Consider the following 18,133-nt stretch of genomic DNA (forward strand, 5'->3'; position numbering starts at 1 on the left):
GTCGTTGCCGAACTCGGCGGTGCCCGCGGTGAACCGGTCACCGGTGAGTTGCATGCCGTCACCGGAGTCACCGGCGAACCGGATGATCACCCGATCGAGTTGCTGAACCTGCTTGGTCACAGCTCAGTCCTCCTCGACGCGCCTGAGCGCATCGCTTCTGGCGCGTTCTCTTTTTCCATGCTAGATCCTCGGGAGGTCGCGCGTTTGCACACCGCCCAAAGCGGGTAAACGCAGTGAAATTCAGGATGCGGCGGCAGAAGGGCGACACAGCCCCGCTGCAAGCCTGCAGAGGTCTACATGCAGGCGCGCGAAGAGGACAGTTCGGGTCACGAGCGCCAACTATACGTCCCCCTGTCGCATGACCTAAGTCAGGGGCTGCTTGCGCACGGGTGAGATCCCTGACTCGTAGAGCCGCCCAGCCTGCATCCCCGCCGTCCCGTACAACTCTGGAACGGTGACGAAGGTGTATCCCTTTCCGGCGAGCCGTTCAAGGATGTCCGGAATGGCGGTGACGGTCGTGTCGCGGGTGTCGTGCAGGCGCACGATCGCGCCCCGGTGCGCCCGCTCCACCACCCGGTCGGCGATCTCGGCGGAGTCCCTGTCGCGCCAGTCGAAGGTTTCGAGGTCGGCGCCCACCAGCGTCAGCCTGTGCTCGCGGGCGACGTTGCGCAGCTCGGTGCTGACCGATCCGTACGGGGCCCGCACCAGCGTCGGCCGCCGCCCGATCGTCGCGGTCACCACGTCCTCGGTGCGGGCCAGCGAGTCGGCGATCTTGCTGGAGGGCAGCCGGGCCAGGTCGCGGTGCGCGTACGAGTGGTTCCCGACGAGGTGGCCCTCGGCGCTCATCCGGCGCAGCAGCCCGGGCTCGCGGGCCGCGTTGCTGCCCACGGCGAAGAACGTGGCGCGGGCGCCGGCCTCCCGCAGCGTGTCGAGCAGCCTGCCGGTCTCGGGCCCCGGGCCGTCCTCGAAGGTGAGGGCGATGCACTTGGCCTCCGTGCAGTCGACGGTGCCGGCCCGGTTGCTGGCGGCGGCGGGCGCGGGGGAGGGCGCCGCCGCCGGTGGTTCGGCCACCTGCTGCCCGGCCAGGCGGGCGGCCCGCTGGGCGCGTCGTCCGGTGTCCGAGAGCAGCGGCCAGGCCTGGTCGGCGGGGACGGCCACGGCCAGCCTCCCGAGTGAGCACGGGCCGAGCTCGCAGTCGTCGAACTCCACCACCAGGTCGCCTTCGGCGTTGAAGGCCATCGAGTCGAACCGGTCGCGGCTGGGTGTCACCTGGCCGTGGTCCACCTCCGGCCCGCGGTCGCCGAGTCCGGCCTTGACCAGCCGGGCCACCTCGTGCAGCGCGGGGCTCCCGTTCAGCAGGCCGGTGGAGTCCATGGCCCGGCGGGTGTTCGTGTCGTACCAGAACGTCGTGGTGGCGTGGTCCCAGCCGGTGCCGTGGGAGCGGCCGGCCCGCAGCCGCACCCCGATCGCGTCGCCGACGGCGGCGAGCCGCCAGTCGACGTTCAGCTCGGGGCGGGACACGCCGCGGGCGGTCTCGCGGAACTCGCGCAGCCGCCGCCGCGCGTCCGCCCGCAGTTTCTCGTTGAGTGGGGCGGCGTCGTCCAGCTCGGGGTAGCTGATGCGCACGCGCCTGGTGACGGGGTCGTCCCCGCTCACCGTGCGGGGCGCGAGCCCGGCCACGGCGGCGGGGTCGACGAACTCGATCCTGGTGGGGTCGGCGGGGACCCGGGTGTCCTGCTGCTGCGGAGTGGCCGAGGCCAGCCCGCACCCGGAGGCGGCCAGGGCCAGCAGGACGATTCCTCCCAAAGATCGAGATTTAGCCATAAATATGAGCATATGGGGCAGATCTTGTGATTTGCTTATATTTGGGGGTATGGGGCGTTAGCTTTGACTGGGTTACCATCGCGTTCATGGACGGCTACTACGGGTCCTACGCGCTGGTCGCGGTCCTGCTCGCGATCGGCGTCGCCATCGTGGCCGGAGCGCTGATGATCAACCGGCTGCTCCGCCCGACCCGGCCCACACCCGACAAGCTGACCAGCTACGAGTGCGGCGTCGACCCCGTGGGCGAAGGCTGGGCCCAGTCGCAGGTCCGCTACTACGTCTTCACCTACCTCTACGTGGTGTTCGCCGTGGACGCCGTCTTCCTCTTCCCGTGGGCCACCGTCTTCGACGCGCCCGGCTACGGCGTCACGACACTGGTCGAGATGTTCGTCTTCCTCGGCGTCATCGCCCTCGGCATCCTGTACGCCTGGCGCAAACGCGTCCTGACCTGGACGTAGCTCTCGCCTCTGATCCGCGCAACAATGGCTGTATGGCAGCGACGGATCTCCCGATGCCCACGGTGGGGCCGGTCTCGCGGCTCGCGCCCAAGCCCATGCGGTTCGTGCTCAACTGGGGCCGCCGCTACTCCCTGTGGGTGTTCAACTTCGGGCTCGCCTGCTGCGCGATCGAGTTCATCGCCACCTCGATGAGCCGCCACGACTTCATCAGGTTCGGCGTCATCCCGTTCGCCAACGGGCCGCGCCAGGCCGACCTGATGATCGTCTCCGGTACGGTCACCGACAAGATGGCCCCGGCCGTGAAGCGCCTCTACGAGCAGATGCCCGACCCGAAGTACGTCATCTCGTTCGGCGCCTGTTCCAACACCGGCGGCCCCTACTGGGACTCCTACTGCGTCACCAACGGCGTCGACCAGATCGTGCCCGTCGACGTCTACGTGCCCGGCTGCCCGCCCCGCCCCGAGGCGCTGCTCTACGGCATCACGAAGCTGCAGGAGAAGATCGCCGGAGAGAAGCTCGGCGACCGTTACCTCTGGTCGCGTTCGCAAGGGGAGGAGTCGTGACCGGCTTCGCCGCCGGGCCGCTCGACGGCCGCGCCGAGGTCACCGACTCCTTCGGCGACACCGTCGTCGACGTCGCCCCCGGCGACTGGATCGAGCTGCTCACCCACGTCCGCGATGGGCTGGGTTACGCCTTCTTCGACTGGCTGACCGGTGTGGACGAGCCACCGGACGCGTTCCAGGTGGTCGCGCACGTCTACAACCCCGACAGCCGCGAGCGCCTGCTGCTGCGCACCGCCGTGCCGCGCGACGACCCGCGCCTGCCCAGCGCCGTCGGCGTCTACCGGGGCGCCGACTGGCACGAGCGCGAGACGTACGAGATGTTCGGAGTGATCTTCGAAGGCCACCCGAACCTGGTGCCGCTGCTGCTGCCCGACGGGTTCGAGGGCCACCCGCTGCGCAAGGACTTCATCCTGGCCGCGCGCGTCGCCAAGCAGTGGCCGGGGGCCAAGGAGCCCGGCGAGTCCGGCCACGGCGCGCCGAGCCGCCGCAAGACGCTGCCGCCGGGCGTGCCGGCCGACTGGGGGTCACCCGATGCTTGACGTGGTGCTGCACTTCGCCGTGATCCTGGTCGTCTTCCTCGCCCTGCCGCTGGTCGTCGGGCAGACCGAGCACAAGGTCATGGCTCACATGCAGTCCCGCCTCGGGCCCATGTACGCCGGCGGCTTCCACGGGTGGGCGCAGCTCATCGCCGACGGCGTCAAGTTCATGCAGAAGGAGGACGTGATCCCGGCCGCCGCCGACCGGCGCGTCTTCATGATCGCCCCCGGGGTCGCGCTGGTGCCCTACCTGGTGGTGCTGATCGCCATCCCCCTCGACGACGGGTTCGTGGGCGTCGACCTCGACTTAGGGCTGTTCTTCGTGCTCGCGGTCATGGGCGTCGGCGTGCTCGGCGCGATCATGGCCGGCTGGGCGTCGGCCAACAAGTACTCGATGCTCGGCGGCATGCGGGCGGCCGCCCAGCTCGTCGCGTACGAGCTGCCGCTGGTGCTGGCCGCCTCCTCCGTCGCGATGGCGGCGGGCACGCTGTCGCTGCCCGGCATCGTCGAGGCGTGGCAGTGGTGGTGGCTGCCGTGGCAGGCGATCGGCGGCGTGGTGTTCTTCGTCGCCGGGCTGGCCGAGCTGCGCCGGCCGCCGTTCGACATGCCGATCGCCGAGTCCGAGATCATCATGGGCCCGATGACTGAATACACCGGCATGCGTTTCGCCCTGTTCATGCTGTCGGAGTACGCCGGCATCGTCGTCCTGTCGCTCCTGACCAGCGTGCTCTTCCTCGGCGGCTGGCAGGGGCCGCTGCTGCCCGGCTGGCTGTGGACCCTGGTCAAGGTGTTCGCGCTGGCCTTCGTCGTCATCTGGTTGCGCGTGACCTTCCCGCGCTTCCGTGAGGACCAGTTGCAGAAGCTCGCCTGGGCCGTCCTGGTGCCGCTGGCGCTCCTCCAGCTCGCCATCACCGGGGTCGTCCAGGTCCTGGTCTGAAACTCCCGGTGCCCTCCGTTCGTCTTACCGTACGGGGCCCTTTCGAGGGGGTTCGATGACGTACCGCTTGACTCCGATCGGTCCGGCTGTCGACGGCGGCCCGGTCCCGGAAACGGTCCTGACGTGGGACGGCCCGACGCTGGTGGCCACCGCCTGCGACGATGCCGTACGGGTGCGGCCCGCCATGCTCTACCGCTACCGCTACGACCGGCAGCAGGCCGGGGGCGACGGGCAGCGGGTGACCGGCCTGGCCGCGCTCGACCGCGACGGTCTGGTCCTGCTGGACCTGCCCGGCGCCTGGCCCGAGGAACAGGTGACCGGCTTCGCCGCCCAGGCCGGCGTGCCGGTCGACGGCTGCCGGTTCGAGTCGTCGAAGCGGGTACGCGCCCGGCTGTCCGGCCGCGCCCCCGGGTGGCGGCGGGTTCTCGGCGTGCCCCCGCCGAAGCCGGCGCGGTGGCGGCTGCCGCTGATCTACGCGGCCGGGGCGGTGGGGCTGGCGGTGATGGTGTATTTGGTCTCGGTCGGCGCCTGGGCGGCCTGGCGCGGGCTGTCGGTGGTCGGCCGGGTGCTCATCGACCTGGTCGAGGTGAAGTGGCTGGTGGTCGCGTTCAGCCCGCTGCTGCTGGTGTTACGCCCGATCAAGGCCCGCTGGCGCCGGTACGAAGCGAGCAAGGGCATGCGCGCCGGCCCGCTGGACGGCCCCAACCTGGTGATCGGGGCCTCGAAGGAGCTGGTGATCCACAACAGCGGGGAGCAGCTCGCCCCGCTGGAGATCGGCAGAGCGCCCGGGCGGGCGGCCGGCCTGCTCGCCTACCAGTACGAGGACCGGTCCGGCCTGTTCATCCTGAACCACGCCGGCCGCCCCCTGCACCACATCCCCGGCCCCTGGTCCCCCGAGGACCTGCGCCGCCTCGCCGCCCGCAACGACCTGGACCTGTCGGTGCTCCGGCTCAGCCGCGAGGAGTACATCGACCTGGTCAGGACGTCCAGCCACGGCTCCCCGTGACCCTGGGATGTGCGGCTACGGCTTCTACGACCGTGCTCCCTGGCGGTCGGGACGCGTCTCGATCGTCAGGCGCTCCACCGCGGATGGCGCGGCGGCCCGCGGAAACCTCGTTGCGTCTACCTCCGCCGCGGTGCTGAGCTGGCGGCATGAACCGTGACGAGGCGCTGGCGGCGTTCGACCGCGGGTTGAGGCGCGATGCCCGGCCCCTCACCCCCGGCGACCGTGTCGAACACGTCGGCCGGGTGATCCGCTACCTCGGCGACGGCTGGGACTGCGTCATCTGGTCGGACCTCGACGACGCCACGGCCGACGCCGAGATCGCCGCCCAGGTCTCGTCCTTCACCTCGCCGGGGCGCGGCTTCGAGTGGAAGCTCTATGCCTACGACCGGCCCTCGGACCTGCCGTCCCGTCTCCTGAAGGCCGGGTTCGTCCCCGGCGAGGAGGAGACGCTGATGGTCGCCGAGATCTCCGACCTGGACACGGAGGTCGCGCTTCCCGGCGGTGTCAGCCTTCGCCCGGTCGCCACGGATGCCGACGTGGACCTCATGATGTCGGTGCACGACCAGGCGTTCGGCGCCTCTTCCGACCTCGCCGCCGCGCTGCGGGCCCAGCTCGCCGCGGACACCTTGGTGGCGTTCGTGGTCATGGCTGGGGACGAACCGGTCAGCGCCGCCCGAATGGAGCTTTATCCCGGTACGGGGTTCGCCGGCCTGTGGAGCGGCGGCACCGTCCCCGGCTGGCGCGGCCGCGGCCTCTACCGGGCCCTGGTCGCCTCCCGCGCCCGCATCGCCGCCGCCCGCGGCTACCGCTACCTCCAGGTGGACGCCTCAGCCGACAGCCGCCCGATCCTCGAACGCCTCGGCTTCCACCCCCTCACCACCACGACCCCGTACACGTACCAGCCCTGACCCCCAGGCCGCTCGCCCTAACCACCGCGTTGGCGCCCCCGAGTTCCTTGAGCCGAGGCGCCCTGATCGCAGCCGCCCAGTGCCTTCTCGGTCTGGGTCGTGGTCATCGGCGGGACGGGCAGGGGATGGGCCGCGCCCGCGCGCAGGCCGTCGAGGGTGAGGGCCAGGTGCCTGCGCCACGCCCCGGGCACGGTCCGGAAGGTCGCCCGTACCGTGCCCGCCACCCCCCAGATCACGAACGCCATGTCCTCCAGCGTCACATCCAGCCGCAACATCCCGGCCTCCTGGGCCCGCGCCACGATCCGCCGCATCAACGCGTCCCCCTCGCGGGTGTCCGCCCCCATGCTCCGCACGGCGAGATCGTTGTAGCCGAGGTCCACCGACTGCAGCTCGCACACCCCGGTCAAGAAGGCGACGAACCCCTCCCACGGGTCGTCCGCCGCCAGCGACCGCTCCGCCAGCTCGCGCACCGCCGCCACCCGGTCGGCGAACACCGCCTCCACCAGGTCATCCCGGCTGGGGAACCGGTTGTAGAGCGTCCCGATGCTGACCTCGGCCCGTCGGGCGATCTCCTCCAGCGGCACCTCAAGCCCCCGGTCGGCGAAAAGCTGCCGGGCCGCCTCCAGCAGGCGTTCGCGGTTGTGTAGGGCGTCCTTGCGCATACCACCCACCCTAGCTATCTTGAGGGCACTCTCAACTTGAGGAGGCCCTCAACTTATGGCCCGCACCCTCGTCATCACCGGCGGCACGAACGGCATCGGCCTGGCCCTGGCCCGCCACCACAGCCAACGGGGCGACCAGGTCATCGCCATCGGCAGCAGCCCGTCAGGCGGCGACCGCCTCCGCCGGGAAGCCCCGGAAGCGCGCTTCGTCCAAGCCGACCTCAGCTCCGTCAAACAGACGAACGAGCTGACCGACCACCTCCGCTCCACGCACCCGGCGATCGACGCGCTGGTGCTGGCGGCCTTCCGCTATCACCCGTCCAGGACCGAGACCGGCGAGGGCTTCGAACGCACCTTCGCCCTGTACGTGGTCAACCGCTGGCTGATGTCCCGCGCGCTGCGCCCCGCCCTGGAGAACGCGCCCGCTCCGATGATCCTCGACCTGTGCGGCGTCGGCGGCGTCAAAGCCGGCCGGATCCACTGGGACGACCTGCAACTCGAACGCGGCTACCGCCCGTTCAAGGCCACGATGCAGGGCGCCCGCGCGGCCGAACTCCTCGCCACCGCCTACGCCGCCGACCCCGTCCGGTACGTGCTCTACAACCCGCTCTTCGTCGCGACGGGCCTCTTCGAGCCCTTCCGCCAGCCGGTACGCGGCCTCGTCAAGCTCGCCTCCGCCCTGTTCGCCCAGCCGGTGTCGAAGGCCGTCCGCCCGATGACAGCGCTCATCGACAACCCCCCGGCTGCCCCGCTCTCGGCGTACGTCCGAGGCAAGCCCACCACCCTCACCACCGACCCGGCCGCGGCCCGCCGCCTCGACGCCGCCATCCGCGACCTGGTGTCCCCTTTCACCGCCTGACCTCCTCCACCCGCACCGCACCGGTTGTTTGGAAGTCTGATGACCGCCAGCGGACACCTGCCTCAGCCGGTGATACTGGCGCCATGAGCACAGCGGACTTGGCAACGGATCGGACCGGCGGATCGAGCGCGGAAGAGCGGTCGCCGGTCGACGCCTGGACAGTGATGGAAAGGTTCTATGCGGCCGAGGCCGCGTACGTGGCCGCAGGTGGATTCGGTAAGGCGAGCTACGACGATGTCGCCGCCCTCCTGGATCCAGAGGTGGTCTTGCACCAAGCACCCGGGCTGCCTTTCACCGGCACCGGAACGTGGCGCGGCCACGACGGCATGGAACGGTTTCTCGCCCGCTTCAGCGAGGTCTGGGGATCGATGGAGTTCCTGGAGCAGGAGCATTGGGGCGACGAGAACACCGTGGTCGTGCGTAACCGGGTGCGCTTTCGCGCCCGTGCCACCGGCCGGGAAGTCGACACCTCGATCATGCAACTGATCACCGTCAAGAACGGACGCATGGTCGAGTGCCGCCCGTTCTACTGGGACCCCGGCGCCATCGCCGACGCCTGCCGAGACACCGATACGTGACCCGGGCTCCGGCGCGTGCGCGCCGGTCAGTGGACGATGGCCAGCATCACGTCCGACGCCGACGGGCGGTCTTCCGGGCGTTTGGCGAGGCAGACGCCGACGACGCCGCGCAGCGACTGCGGCAGCGGTGACAGGTCGGGGTGGAACGTGAGCACCCGATTGAAGATCGCGGGCACGGTGTCCTCCCCGAACGCGGGGCGTCCGGTGGCCGCGAACATCATCGTCACCGCCCAGCTGAACACGTCGGACGGCGGGCCCACCGGAGTGCCGGATAACTGCTCCGGCGACATGTAGGCGGGGGTGCCGACCATCTTGCCCGAGGTCACCGTCACCTGGTCGAGCGCCCGCGCGATGCCGAAGTCGATCACCCGGGGCCCGTCGTGGCCGATCAGCACGTTGCTCGGCTTGAAGTCGCGGTGGACGACCCCCGCCTTGTGGATGGCGGCCAGCGCCCCCGATGTGGACAACGCCAGGCGGGTGAGGCCGTCTTCGTCACGCGGCCCGTGACGGCGCACGAGCTGCTCAAGGGACGGGCCTTCCACGTACTCGCTGACGATGTAGGCGGACTGGCCGGTGATGCTCACGTCGAGCACCCGCGCGGTGGAGAAGGTCGCCACGCGCCGGGCCGCGTCGACCTCCCTGGCGAACCTGGCCCGCGCCGTCTCGTCGACCAGATCGTGCAGCACCTTGACCGCGACCCGCACGCCGTTGGGCGCCATCGCCAGGTAGACCGCGCCCTGCCCGCCGCGCCCGAGCGGCTGCAGCACCCGGTAGTGACCGATCCAGTCGGGCTCGCCCGGGCGTCGGTGGGCCGTGGGCGTGGTGGTGCGCTGGTGGACGTTGGGCGGAGGGTAGGTGCCCGGCGGGCCGGAAGGCGCCCCGGCCATCGCGGGGCGGCCGGAACGTGCCCTGGCCATGGCGGGCACCAGGATGCCCGAGTGGATCACGCTGCCGATCCAGCCCGCGACGAACATGAGGGAGACGATCGTGCTCATCGGCTCGGGAATGTCGTCGACCTGGTCGTACATCGTGATCGCGATGATGAAGACGCCCACGTTGACGGTGTAGAGGCCGGCGGCGACGAGCTGTCCGACGCTCCTCAGCCAGAAGGCCGCGAACCCGATCGTGAACGGCGTCGCCAAGCCGCACGAGAACAGCGGGAGGGCCGCCCAGACGACCGCGGCCGCCCAGGCCCCGCCGCTCGGGCGGCTCGGATGGTGCAACGACATGGCGAGAGACTACATCTGTGTTCCTACACATATCGGACGGTAGGCTTACTTGTGGATAACTTCCCCTGGGGCTGTGGATAGCTGTGGAAAACCTGGGGACAACAGGCTGGCGCATTCACGCGCGAGGCCAAGTGCGTCATGATGTTGAGCCATGGCACGGATACCAGGCGTAGGGCTGGCGAGAGGGTTGACCATCACCCTCCGCCGCATGCTGCGCAGATCCGTGACCCAGCAGTATCCAGAGGTGAAACCCGATCTGCCGCCCCGCAGTCGCGGCGTCATCGCCCTGGTCGAGGAGAACTGCACCTCGTGCATGCTGTGTGCCCGGGAGTGCCCCGACTGGTGCATCTACATCGACTCGCACAAGGAGACCATCCCCGCGCCCGAAGGCGGCCGGCCCCGCCAGCGAAACGTGCTCGACCGGTTCGCGATCGACTTCGCCCTCTGCATGTACTGCGGCATCTGCATCGAGGTGTGCCCGTTCGACGCGCTGTTCTGGTCGCCGGAGTTCGAGTACGCCGAGGGCGACATCCGCAACCTTCTCCATGAGAAGGACAAGCTGGCCACCTGGGTTCCCACGGTTCCGCCGCCACCGCCCCACGACTCCGGCGCCGACCTGCCCAAGGAGCTCTCGGCCGCGCCCCGCCGCCCCGCCCGCGCCCGAGGCGCCGAACCGTCCACGCCCTCCCGCCCCCCTCGTACGTCCACGGGTCCGGCGGAAACCCCGCGCAAGCCGGAGGCCCGCACGACACCGACGGAAGCCCTTCCGGCGTCGGAAGCACCGCCCACGGAAAGGTCCCACAGGGAAGGGCCTCACGGGGAAGGGCGTCACGCAGAAGGGCCCCACGGGGAAGGGCGCCACACGGAAGGCACGCCGCTGACAGAAGGCGCGGACGACTCGCCCGGCGCAGGTTCCGCGCCTCCGGCGACTTCCACGACGGACCACGGCAACAGGCCTTCCGCCACATCCGGTGCGCCCACCGAGACACCGTCGGCGGGTGGAGGCCCGACGTCGTCCACAGCCGGAGAGCCTGGCCAGGCGTCGTCCACAGAGGGGACGCCTGGACGCGAGCCGTCCACGGACGGGACGCCTGGACCGGAGTTGTCCACAGGCGGGGAGTCGGGGGAGAAGTTGTCCACAGGCTCGGCGCGATCGCAGCCGGAGCCTGCTTCGGGGGAGCAAACTTCAGGCGCGAGACCGCGAAGGCGGAGGATGGCCGATCCTCGTTCCATCCGCCCGCCCGGTCGGCTCGGCCCGGAAGAGCCCAAGGAGCGCGAGGAGGAATAGTGACCGAGGCGGTGCCCTCCTATCTGTCACCCACAGGACAAGAGATCGTCTTCTTGCTGCTGGGGGCAGTGGCGGTAGGTTCGGCGCTGCTCGTCGTCACGACGAAACAACTCGTCCACGCGGCCCTGTGGCTGGTGGTCGCGTTCGGCGCGCTGGCGGGCTGTTACCTGGTGCTCACCGCCGAGTTCGTGGCGTGGGTGCAGGTGCTCATCTACGTGGGCGCCGTGATCGTGCTGCTGCTGTTCGGCATCATGCTGACCCGGGCCCCGGTCGGCCGCTCCACCGATCTCGACAGCGGCAACCGGGTTGCAGCGGCCGTGGTGGCGCTGGCGACGGCAGGCGTCCTGGTGACGGTGGTGATCGACGGCTTCCGCACCGCCTACGCGCCGTTGACCCCAGGCGCGGGCGCGGCGAGTGAGCTGGGGGCGAGCATCTTCAGCACGTGGGTGCTCCCGTTCGAGGCCCTGTCCGTCCTGCTGCTCGCCGCCCTGATCGGCGCCATTGTCCTGTCCCGCACCGACATCCGCGGCGGCGCGTCCGACCCTGCCGACGCATCTGGCGTGCCCCCGCCCGCCGACCCTGTGGACGATCCATCCCGTACGGGGACGTCCGGCGGTTCACCGCCCGATCAGACCGGGGGTCATTAGTGCACATCGTCTACCCGGCGGTTGTCGCCGCGCTCCTGTTCTCCATCGGCGTCTACGGCGTGCTCGCCCGGCGCAACACGATCCTCGTGCTGATGTCGGTCGAGCTGATGCTCAACGCCGTCAACCTCAACCTCGTCGCGTTCGACGTGTGGCTGGGGGACAGGCTCCACAGCGGCCAAGTCCTGACCCTGTTCGTCATCGTCATCGCCGCCGCCGAGGTGGGGGTCGGCCTGGCGATCGTCCTGGCCCTGTTCCGCAACCGCAAGACGGTCGACATCGACCACCTCCGCGACCTGGCCGAGCCCGCCGACGACCCCACGCCCGAAGACGAGACGAGAAGCGCCGCACCGCACGCCCACGTACCCGCCGACGCCGTGCCCGCCCTCGCCGGCGTCGCACCGCTCCGAAGCCCATCACGGAGTGCCGGCACCAGCAGCGCCCCCGACGCGAGCACGCCGGTGGGCCGAGGCGAGGGGCAGCCCGCTGAGGACGACTCGTCCACCCCGGAAGGGCAGTCCGATGAGGACGCCTCGTCCACCTCAGAGGGGCCGTCCGCTGAGGATGGGCGCCATGTCAGGCGAGGGGGCGGGTCGTGACGAACTTTCCGCTGCTGACCGTGCTCCTGCCGTTCGCGGCCGCCGCCGCCGGACTGTTGCTCTCCCGGCGCGGACGTGCGGAGGGCGCGAACACCAGGGCCGCCTGGATCGCGGTGATCCCGACAGCCGGTGCCGCCGTGCTCGCCGTCTGGCTGGCGTGGGGTCAGGGGTTCGCGTTCCTGGAGGGCGGGCCGCGGCCGGCGCCGGTGGGCGCCACCTACGGCACCGTCGTCACCGGCAGCGTCCCGATCTCGCTCACCCTGCAGGCCGACGACCTGTCCGCCCTGCTCGGCGTGCTGGTCACGCTCGTGGCGCTGGCCGTCCAGGTCTACTCGATCGGATACCTCAGAGACGACCCCCGCTACCCGTCCTACAGCGCCTTCGTCAGCCTGTTCACCGCGGCCATGCTGCTCGTGGTGTACGCGGGCGACCTCCTGGTCCTCTACGTGGGCTGGGAGATCATGGGCCTCTGCTCCTACCTGCTCATCGGCCACTGGTGGGAAGACCTGGGCAACTCCCGCGCCGCCATCAAGGCGTTCCTGGTGACCCGGCTGGGCGACGTCGGCTTCCTGTTCGGCATCTTCGTGCTGGGCATCGGCGCGGGCAGCTTCCGCATCGCCGACGTGCTCGCCGCCGTGCCCCAGATGTCCTCGGGCACGCTGGTGGCCGCCACGCTGCTGTTGCTCGCCGGCGTCGCGGGCAAGAGCGCGCAGGTGCCGCTGCACACCTGGCTGCCCGACGCGATGGCGGGCCCGACGCCGATCAGCGCGCTGATCCACGCCGCGACCATGGTCGCCGCCGGCATCTTCATCGTCGCCCGGCTGTTCCCCGCCTTCACCGCCGCGGGGCCCACGATGGACGTGCTCGCGGTCATGGCCGCGCTCGGCATGCTCGGGGCCGCTCTGGCCGCGCTCGCCCAGGACGATCTCAAACGTGTCCTGGCGTACTCGACGGTCAGCCAGCTCGCCTACATGGCGGGCGGCCTCGCCGCGGGGTCCGACACGGCCGCGATCTTCCATCTGGTCACGCACGGCGCGTTCAAGGCGCTGCTGTTCCTCTGCGCCGGCCTGGTGATCCACCACGTCGGCGCCAACCTGATGAGCCAGATGGGCGGGCTCCGGCGCGACCTGCCCGTCACGTTCGCCGCGACCACGGTGGGCTTCGCCGCCCTCATGGGCCTGCCTCCGTCCAGCGGCTTCTTCAGCAAGGACGCGCTGCTCGTGGCCATGGAGGGCGCGCTGGCGGGCGGTCTCACGGACGCCGCCGCCCTCCTTCTGTACGGGTGCGCGCTCGCGACCGTCGCGGTCACCGGCGCGTACGCCACCAGAGCCTGGCTGCGCACGTTCTTCGGCCCGCCGCGGACGGTCGCGCTGCCGGAGCCCGAGCCCGGCACCGCGCACGTCATCGACACCCGCGAGGGCCCACGCACCATGCTGGTGCCGGTCGCGCTTCTCGCGGTCCCGGCCCTGCTGCTCGGGTTCGCCGCCGAGCCGCATCTCGATCTGCCGGTCGCGGTCGTCAGCGTGGCCCTCGCGCTGCTCGGCGCGGGCGTGGTGTACGTCGCCTGGCGCGCCGATCCGCTGGCCGACCCTGCCCGGCTGCTGGGGGTGCTGCGGGTGCCGTGTGAGCGGGCGTTCTACGTCGACGGCCTCTACTCGGCGGTCGTGGTCAGACCGGTGCTGGCCCTGGCCAGAGGGGTTCTGCGGACCGACGACGTGGTGGTCGACGGCGCGGTGCGCGGCTCGGGCCGTGCCGCGCGCGGGCTCTCCGGCCTGCTGCGACTAGCCCAGAACGGCAACGTCCAGCTCTACCTGAGCGGCCTGCTGGCGGGGGTCCTCCTGATCGCGGTGGGGGCGGTGGTGTTCGCATGAGCGGATGGCTTTCCGTCGGGATGGTCACGGTGCCGCTGTTGGGGGCGCTGCTGCTTCTGGTCGCGGCCGACGCGTTGCGTCCGGTGCTGCGCGTGTACGGCATGGCGGTGTCCGGTGTGACGCTGGGCCTGGCCGTGGTGATGGTCGCCACGTTCGACTACGGGCAGGCGGCGCGGCCGCAGTTCACCGTGGACGTGGCGTGGATTCCCGGGCTCGACCTCCGCTTCCAGCTCGGCGTGGACGGCATCTCGCTGCCGTTGGTCGCGCTGACGGCCCTGCTGACGTTTCTCTGTTTCGCCTACCTTGGCTGGGGCGACGGAGCTGGGCCGGGCCAGCTCCTGCGTCCCAGGGCGGGCGGTGCGCGGCCGAGGGCGCTGGTGTTCACGCTGCTGGTGCTCGAAGTCGGCATGATCGGCACGTTCCTCGCCCTCGACCTGCTGCTGTTCTTCGTGTTCTTCGAGATCGTGCTCGTGCCGATGTACTTCCTGATCGCCATCTGGGGCGGCGAGAGGCGCAGGGCGGCGGCGATCAAGTTCATCCTCTACACGCTGCTCGGGTCCGTCGTGATGCTTCTCGGCCTGCTGCTCATCTGGGCGCAGGCGGGCACGCTCGACATCGTCGCCCTGGCCCAGAGCCACGGGGCGGGCATGAGCCGGGCGGTGCAGGTGGTGGCGTTCGTGGCGGTGGGGCTCGGGCTCGCGGTCAAGACGCCGATGTGGCCGCTGCACACCTGGCTGCCCGACGCCCACACCGAGGCGCCCACGGTCGGGTCCGTCCTGCTGGCCGGGGTGCTGCTGAAGATGGGCACCTACGGCTTCGCCAGGATCGCGATCCCGGTCCTGCCCGAGGGCGCGGCGGCCGTCGCGCCGTGGCTGGGTGCGCTCGCCGTGGTCGGCATCGTCTACGGCGCCCTGGCCTGCCTGGCGCAGCGCGACCTGAAGCGGATGATCGCCTACTCGTCGGTGGGTCACATGGGTTTCGTGCTGCTGGGCTTCGCCACGCTCACGCCCACGGGCATCAACGGCGCCCTGTTCGCGAACATCGCCCACGGCCTGATCACCGGCCTGCTGTTCTTCCTGGCCGGGGCGATCAAGGACCGCTACCACACGGCCGACATCCCCTCGCTGGGCGGCGGCATGCTGGCCACGCTGCCGCGTCTGGGCGCGGTCCTCACGTTCGCCGCCATCGCGTCGCTGGGGTTGCCGGGGCTGGCCGGGTTCTGGGGGGAGATGCTGGCGCTGTTCGGCGCCTTCCAACCGGCCGAGTCGCTGCCTCGCGGGCTGTTCCTCACCTTCATGGTCATCGGCGGTCTGGGCGCGGTGCTGACGGCGGCGTACTTCCTGGTCATGCTCTCCCGCGTCACCCACGGCGCCCCCGCGGCCGCCGGCGGGGCGGCGCCGGTCGGCGTGCCGGGGCCGGGCGCCGCGGGTGAGGGTGTCGTCGGCCGGCTGAGCGCGACGCTTCCCGAAGCGCCGGACGAGCGGCCGGTTCATGCGCTGCCCGGTGCCGCGGGGCCCCCGGGGATGGCCGACATCCGGCGGCACGAGCTCGTCGCCTGGGTGCCGTTGATCGGGCTCATCCTGCTGTTCGGGCTCTGGCCCGGCCTGCTGCTCTCCCTCACCACACCGGCCGTGCAGATCCTGCTGGGAGCCCTGCCATGATCCAGCAGATCGACTACTTCGCGATCGCCGCGCCGCTGACCCTGGCGCTGGTCGCCGGGCTGGTGCTGCTGCTCGACGCCTTCCTTCCCGCCGGGCCGAGGGTCACGGCCGGGCTCGGGGCCATCACGCTCGGCGGCGTCATGGTGGCGCTGGGCTTCGTGGCGGCGCAGGGCTTCACGGGCCGCACCCTGCCGACGTTCTGCGTGCCCGAGCGGCTCAGCGACGGCGACCCGGGGCTCTGCTCGTTCGTCGTGGACCGGTTCACGCTGGTGATCGCCGGGCTCGTCCTGGTGGCGGCCGTGGTGATCGTGCTGATGTCGATGACCGAGCTGGCCGGCGGCGGCATCCCGGTCGGGGAGTGGTACTTCCTGCTGCTCTGCACGCTGGTCGGCGCGGTGACGCTGCCCGCCGCCCGTGACCTGATCATGCTGGTGGTGGCGCTGGAGCTGGTGTCGCTCCCCGTCTTCGCGCTGACCGCGCTGAAGCGGTACGACGGCCGCGCCTCCGAGGCCGCGGTCAAGCTCTTCGTCGTGTCGGTGGTCTCGACGGCCGTGATGCTGTTCGGGGTGTCCCTGCTGTACGGGGTCGGCGGCACGGTGTTCCTGTCCCGGCTGGCGGAGGTGCTCAGCGGCACGGCCCCGGCTCCCGGCTGGCCGGAGGGCTCGGCGTCGCTCGTGGCGGCGGAGCACGGGCTGCCGGGGGTGGTGACGGTCGGGATCGTGCTCGTCGTGGCGGGCTTCGCCTTCAAGATCGCGGCAGTGCCGTTCCACGCCTGGGCCGCCGACGTCTACCAGGGCGCGCCCATCCCGGTGGCGGCGCTGCTCTCGGTGATCTCCAAGGCGGCCGGGTTCGCCGGGCTCATCCTCGTCCTGGTCCTCGCCATGCCCGGACAGGCGGCCACCTGGACCCCGGTCGTCGCCATCGTCGCGGCGCTCACCATGACGGCGGGCAACCTGCTGGCGATGCGGCAGCGCTCCGCCGTACGGCTGCTGGCCTGGTCGTCGGTGGCCCAGTCGGGCTACATCCTGGCGCCGCTGGCCGTGGCGTTCCAGGGTTCCGGGGCCCGGAGCTGGGGGGCGAGCGCGGTCGGGGCGTCCGTGGCCTACCTGGTCATCTACGCGGCGATGAACCTGGGCGCGTTCGCGGTGGTCATGCTCGTCTCGCGGACCGCCGCCCGCAACGAGCTGGCCGACTACCGGGGCCTGGTGTTCCGCCGGCCGGCGGCGGGGCTGGCGCTGGCGTTCTGCCTGATCTGCCTGGCCGGGCTGCCGCCGGGGCTGGCGGGGCTGTTCGCCAAGGTGGTGGTGTTCCGGGAGATCGTCCACGGCGGGGCCGCCTGGCTGGCCGTGGTCATGGCGGTCAACACGGTGATCGGGCTCTACTACTACGTCGTCTGGGCGGCCCGGCTGTTCGCCCCCGAGCCGGGCCCGGCGCCCGCCGCGCGCCGGGTGTTCCCGGCGGTGTGGGCGGCGACGGGTCTCGCGGTGGCGGCGGCGGTGCTGTTCTCGGTGGCGCCCCAGCTCGTGCTCGATCTGACCCTTCTGTCGGGGTAGTCCGTACGGATCGTCGCTCTATGCCCAGGCTTGTGCACTGCGGGGAACGTTGGGGCAGGGGATCGTCGTTGTACTGGTTGCACCCGGACCACGAAGGGGGGAACCTTGCACCACAACGGTCTGCGCACCGCGCTCCTGCTCGGGGGGCTGTCCGCGTCGATCATCGCCTTGGGCTGGTGGTTGGGTGGCGGCACCGGTCTGCAGATCGCGTTCCTGCTCGCTCTCGCGACGAACGGCTTCGCCTACTTCTTCTCCGATCGCATCGCGCTGTCGGCGATGCGCGCGCGGCCGGTCAGCGAGGTCGAGCAGCCCACGCTCTTCCGGATCGTGCGCGAGCTCTCCACCGAGGCCCGCCAGCCGATGCCTCGCCTCTACATCTCGCCGACGGTGCAGCCGAACGCGTTCGCCACGGGTCGCAGCCCCCGCCAGGCCGCGGTGTGCGTCACGTACGGGCTGACCCAGCTCCTGAACGAGCGCGAGCTGCGCGGCGTCATCGGGCACGAGCTGTCCCACGTGTACAACCGCGACATCCTCGTCTCCTCGGTGGCCGGGGCGCTCGCCACCATGATCACCTGGATCAGCTACGTGGCGGTGTTCTTCGGCGGATCCGACGACGACGAGGGCCCAGGCTTCCTGGGGGCGCTGCTCATGATGCTGCTCGGCCCGGTCGCCGCCGGGATGATCCAGATGGCGATCTCCCGTACCCGCGAATACCAGGCGGACGAGTCCGGGGCCATGCTGACCGGTGATCCGCTGGCGCTCGCCTCGGCCCTGCGCAAGATCGAGATGGGCGCGCGGCGGCTGCCGCTGCCGGAGAACAGCCGCCTCACCTCCGCCTCCCACATGATGATCGCCAACCCGTTCAGCGGCGCCGGTCTGGGCCGCCTGTTCTCCACGCACCCGCCCACCTCCGAGCGCGTGGCCAGGCTGGAGCGGATGGCCGGCTACCGGCGCTGA

The 18,133-nt window shown here is 71.1% G+C and carries 17 protein-coding genes and 1 pseudogene; 15 read left to right on the forward strand and 3 right to left on the reverse strand.

The features are described 5' to 3' along the window. Positions 1-363: 363 nt before the first annotated feature. A complete protein-coding gene (locus KME79_RS26775) occupies positions 364-1,824 on the reverse strand; it encodes a polysaccharide deacetylase family protein (RefSeq protein ID WP_219546855.1) in 1,461 nt (486 codons plus the stop codon). Positions 1,825-1,910: 86 nt separating this feature from the next. On the opposite strand from KME79_RS26775, the gene KME79_RS26780 reads away from it, so the two are divergent. The 6 genes from KME79_RS26780 to KME79_RS26805 all read left to right on the forward strand — a co-directional run bounded on the left by KME79_RS26780 (position 1,911) and on the right by KME79_RS26805 (position 6,232). Next, positions 1,911-2,282: an NADH-quinone oxidoreductase subunit A gene (locus KME79_RS26780; protein WP_148036475.1), complete on the forward strand. Its 372-nt coding sequence runs from the start codon at positions 1,911-1,913 to the stop codon at positions 2,280-2,282. Positions 2,283-2,314: 32 nt separating this feature from the next. Continuing rightward, entirely contained in the window at positions 2,315-2,845 is a 531-nt protein-coding gene (locus KME79_RS26785) for an NADH-quinone oxidoreductase subunit B (RefSeq protein WP_148036476.1), read from the forward strand. After that, a complete protein-coding gene (locus KME79_RS26790; protein WP_219546856.1) occupies positions 2,842-3,384 on the forward strand; it encodes an NADH-quinone oxidoreductase subunit C in 543 nt (180 codons plus the stop codon). Before KME79_RS26785 ends, KME79_RS26790 begins: the two co-directional genes overlap by 4 nt. Next, complete coding sequence (gene nuoH / locus KME79_RS26795) at positions 3,377-4,318, forward strand: NADH-quinone oxidoreductase subunit NuoH (protein ID WP_219546857.1); 942 nt, start codon at positions 3,377-3,379, stop codon at positions 4,316-4,318. The genes KME79_RS26790 and nuoH overlap by 8 nt, the downstream gene beginning before the upstream one ends. 55 nt (positions 4,319-4,373) lie before the next feature. Then, positions 4,374-5,324 (forward strand): hypothetical protein, encoded by a 951-nt coding sequence (locus KME79_RS26800; RefSeq protein ID WP_219546858.1) that lies wholly within the window; start codon positions 4,374-4,376, stop codon positions 5,322-5,324. Between the two features lie 146 nt (positions 5,325-5,470). Then, positions 5,471-6,232: a GNAT family N-acetyltransferase gene (locus KME79_RS26805; RefSeq protein WP_219546859.1), complete on the forward strand. Its 762-nt coding sequence runs from the start codon at positions 5,471-5,473 to the stop codon at positions 6,230-6,232. 17 nt (positions 6,233-6,249) lie between these two features. Here KME79_RS26805 and KME79_RS26810 read toward each other — a convergent pair whose 3' ends face one another. Continuing rightward, positions 6,250-6,894, reverse strand: a complete 645-nt coding sequence (locus tag KME79_RS26810) for a TetR/AcrR family transcriptional regulator (RefSeq protein ID WP_219546860.1) — start codon at positions 6,892-6,894, stop codon at positions 6,250-6,252. A gap of 55 nt (positions 6,895-6,949) precedes the next feature. Here KME79_RS26810 and KME79_RS26815 point away from each other — a divergent pair, with 55 nt between their 5' ends. Both KME79_RS26815 and KME79_RS26820 read left to right on the forward strand, forming a co-directional pair. Continuing rightward, positions 6,950-7,753, forward strand: a complete 804-nt coding sequence (locus KME79_RS26815) for an SDR family NAD(P)-dependent oxidoreductase (RefSeq protein ID WP_219546861.1) — start codon at positions 6,950-6,952, stop codon at positions 7,751-7,753. A gap of 83 nt (positions 7,754-7,836) precedes the next feature. Continuing rightward, positions 7,837-8,331, forward strand: a complete 495-nt coding sequence (locus KME79_RS26820; protein ID WP_219546862.1) for a nuclear transport factor 2 family protein — start codon at positions 7,837-7,839, stop codon at positions 8,329-8,331. Between the two features lie 26 nt (positions 8,332-8,357). On the opposite strand, the gene KME79_RS26825 is transcribed toward KME79_RS26820, so the two are convergent. After that, on the reverse strand, positions 8,358-9,560 hold the full coding sequence (locus tag KME79_RS26825) for a serine/threonine-protein kinase (RefSeq protein WP_148036484.1): 1,203 nt from the start codon (positions 9,558-9,560) through the stop codon (positions 8,358-8,360). A 208-nt stretch (positions 9,561-9,768) separates the two neighbouring features. Here KME79_RS26825 and KME79_RS26830 point away from each other — a divergent pair, with 208 nt between their 5' ends. From KME79_RS26830 to htpX, 7 genes and pseudogenes are all read left to right on the forward strand, one after another. Beyond that, entirely contained in the window at positions 9,769-10,848 is a 1,080-nt protein-coding gene (locus KME79_RS26830) for a NuoI/complex I 23 kDa subunit family protein (RefSeq protein WP_372452476.1), read from the forward strand. Continuing rightward, complete coding sequence (locus KME79_RS26835; protein WP_308249063.1) at positions 10,848-11,495, forward strand: NADH-quinone oxidoreductase subunit J family protein; 648 nt, start codon at positions 10,848-10,850, stop codon at positions 11,493-11,495. Before KME79_RS26830 ends, KME79_RS26835 begins: the two co-directional genes overlap by 1 nt. Beyond that, positions 11,495-11,776: pseudogene (gene nuoK, locus KME79_RS47120) on the forward strand (NADH-quinone oxidoreductase subunit NuoK); the annotation flags it as partial. The gene KME79_RS26835 and the pseudogene nuoK, both read left to right, overlap by 1 nt. A gap of 311 nt (positions 11,777-12,087) precedes the next feature. Then, a complete protein-coding gene (locus KME79_RS26845; RefSeq protein WP_219546864.1) occupies positions 12,088-13,962 on the forward strand; it encodes an NADH-quinone oxidoreductase subunit 5 family protein in 1,875 nt (624 codons plus the stop codon). Continuing rightward, positions 13,959-15,623 (forward strand): complex I subunit 4 family protein, encoded by a 1,665-nt coding sequence (locus KME79_RS26850; protein WP_246640495.1) that lies wholly within the window; start codon positions 13,959-13,961, stop codon positions 15,621-15,623. Before KME79_RS26845 ends, KME79_RS26850 begins: the two co-directional genes overlap by 4 nt. Then, positions 15,620-17,176, forward strand: coding sequence for an NADH-quinone oxidoreductase subunit N (locus tag KME79_RS26855; protein WP_219546865.1), 1,557 nt, complete (start codon positions 15,620-15,622; stop codon positions 17,174-17,176). The genes KME79_RS26850 and KME79_RS26855 overlap by 4 nt, the downstream gene beginning before the upstream one ends. Positions 17,177-17,281: 105 nt before the next feature. Continuing rightward, positions 17,282-18,133, forward strand: coding sequence for a zinc metalloprotease HtpX (htpX, locus tag KME79_RS26860; protein WP_148036488.1), 852 nt, complete (start codon positions 17,282-17,284; stop codon positions 18,131-18,133).

This window comes from Nonomuraea harbinensis (genome assembly GCF_019396385.1).
Lineage (GTDB): Bacteria > Actinomycetota > Actinomycetes > Streptosporangiales > Streptosporangiaceae > Nonomuraea > Nonomuraea ferruginea.

Bases quoted from the DNA above. Each gene is read 5' to 3' on its own strand.
- KME79_RS26775 (WP_219546855.1), bottom strand. From the start codon at position 1,824: ATGGCTAAATCTCGATCTTTGGGAGGAATCGTCCTGCTGGCCCTGGCC.
- KME79_RS26780 (WP_148036475.1), top strand. From the start codon at position 1,911: ATGGACGGCTACTACGGGTCCTACGCGCTGGTCGCGGTCCTGCTCGCG.
- KME79_RS26785 (WP_148036476.1), top strand. From the start codon at position 2,315: ATGGCAGCGACGGATCTCCCGATGCCCACGGTGGGGCCGGTCTCGCGG.
- nuoH (WP_219546857.1), top strand. From the start codon at position 3,377: ATGCTTGACGTGGTGCTGCACTTCGCCGTGATCCTGGTCGTCTTCCTC.
- KME79_RS26800 (WP_219546858.1), top strand. From the start codon at position 4,374: ATGACGTACCGCTTGACTCCGATCGGTCCGGCTGTCGACGGCGGCCCG.
- KME79_RS26805 (WP_219546859.1), top strand. From the start codon at position 5,471: ATGAACCGTGACGAGGCGCTGGCGGCGTTCGACCGCGGGTTGAGGCGC.
- KME79_RS26810 (WP_219546860.1), bottom strand. From the start codon at position 6,894: ATGCGCAAGGACGCCCTACACAACCGCGAACGCCTGCTGGAGGCGGCC.
- KME79_RS26815 (WP_219546861.1), top strand. From the start codon at position 6,950: ATGGCCCGCACCCTCGTCATCACCGGCGGCACGAACGGCATCGGCCTG.
- KME79_RS26820 (WP_219546862.1), top strand. From the start codon at position 7,837: ATGAGCACAGCGGACTTGGCAACGGATCGGACCGGCGGATCGAGCGCG.
- KME79_RS26825 (WP_148036484.1), bottom strand. From the start codon at position 9,560: ATGTCGTTGCACCATCCGAGCCGCCCGAGCGGCGGGGCCTGGGCGGCC.
- KME79_RS26830 (WP_372452476.1), top strand. From the start codon at position 9,769: ATGCTGCGCAGATCCGTGACCCAGCAGTATCCAGAGGTGAAACCCGAT.
- KME79_RS26850 (WP_246640495.1), top strand. From the start codon at position 13,959: ATGAGCGGATGGCTTTCCGTCGGGATGGTCACGGTGCCGCTGTTGGGG.
- KME79_RS26855 (WP_219546865.1), top strand. From the start codon at position 15,620: ATGATCCAGCAGATCGACTACTTCGCGATCGCCGCGCCGCTGACCCTG.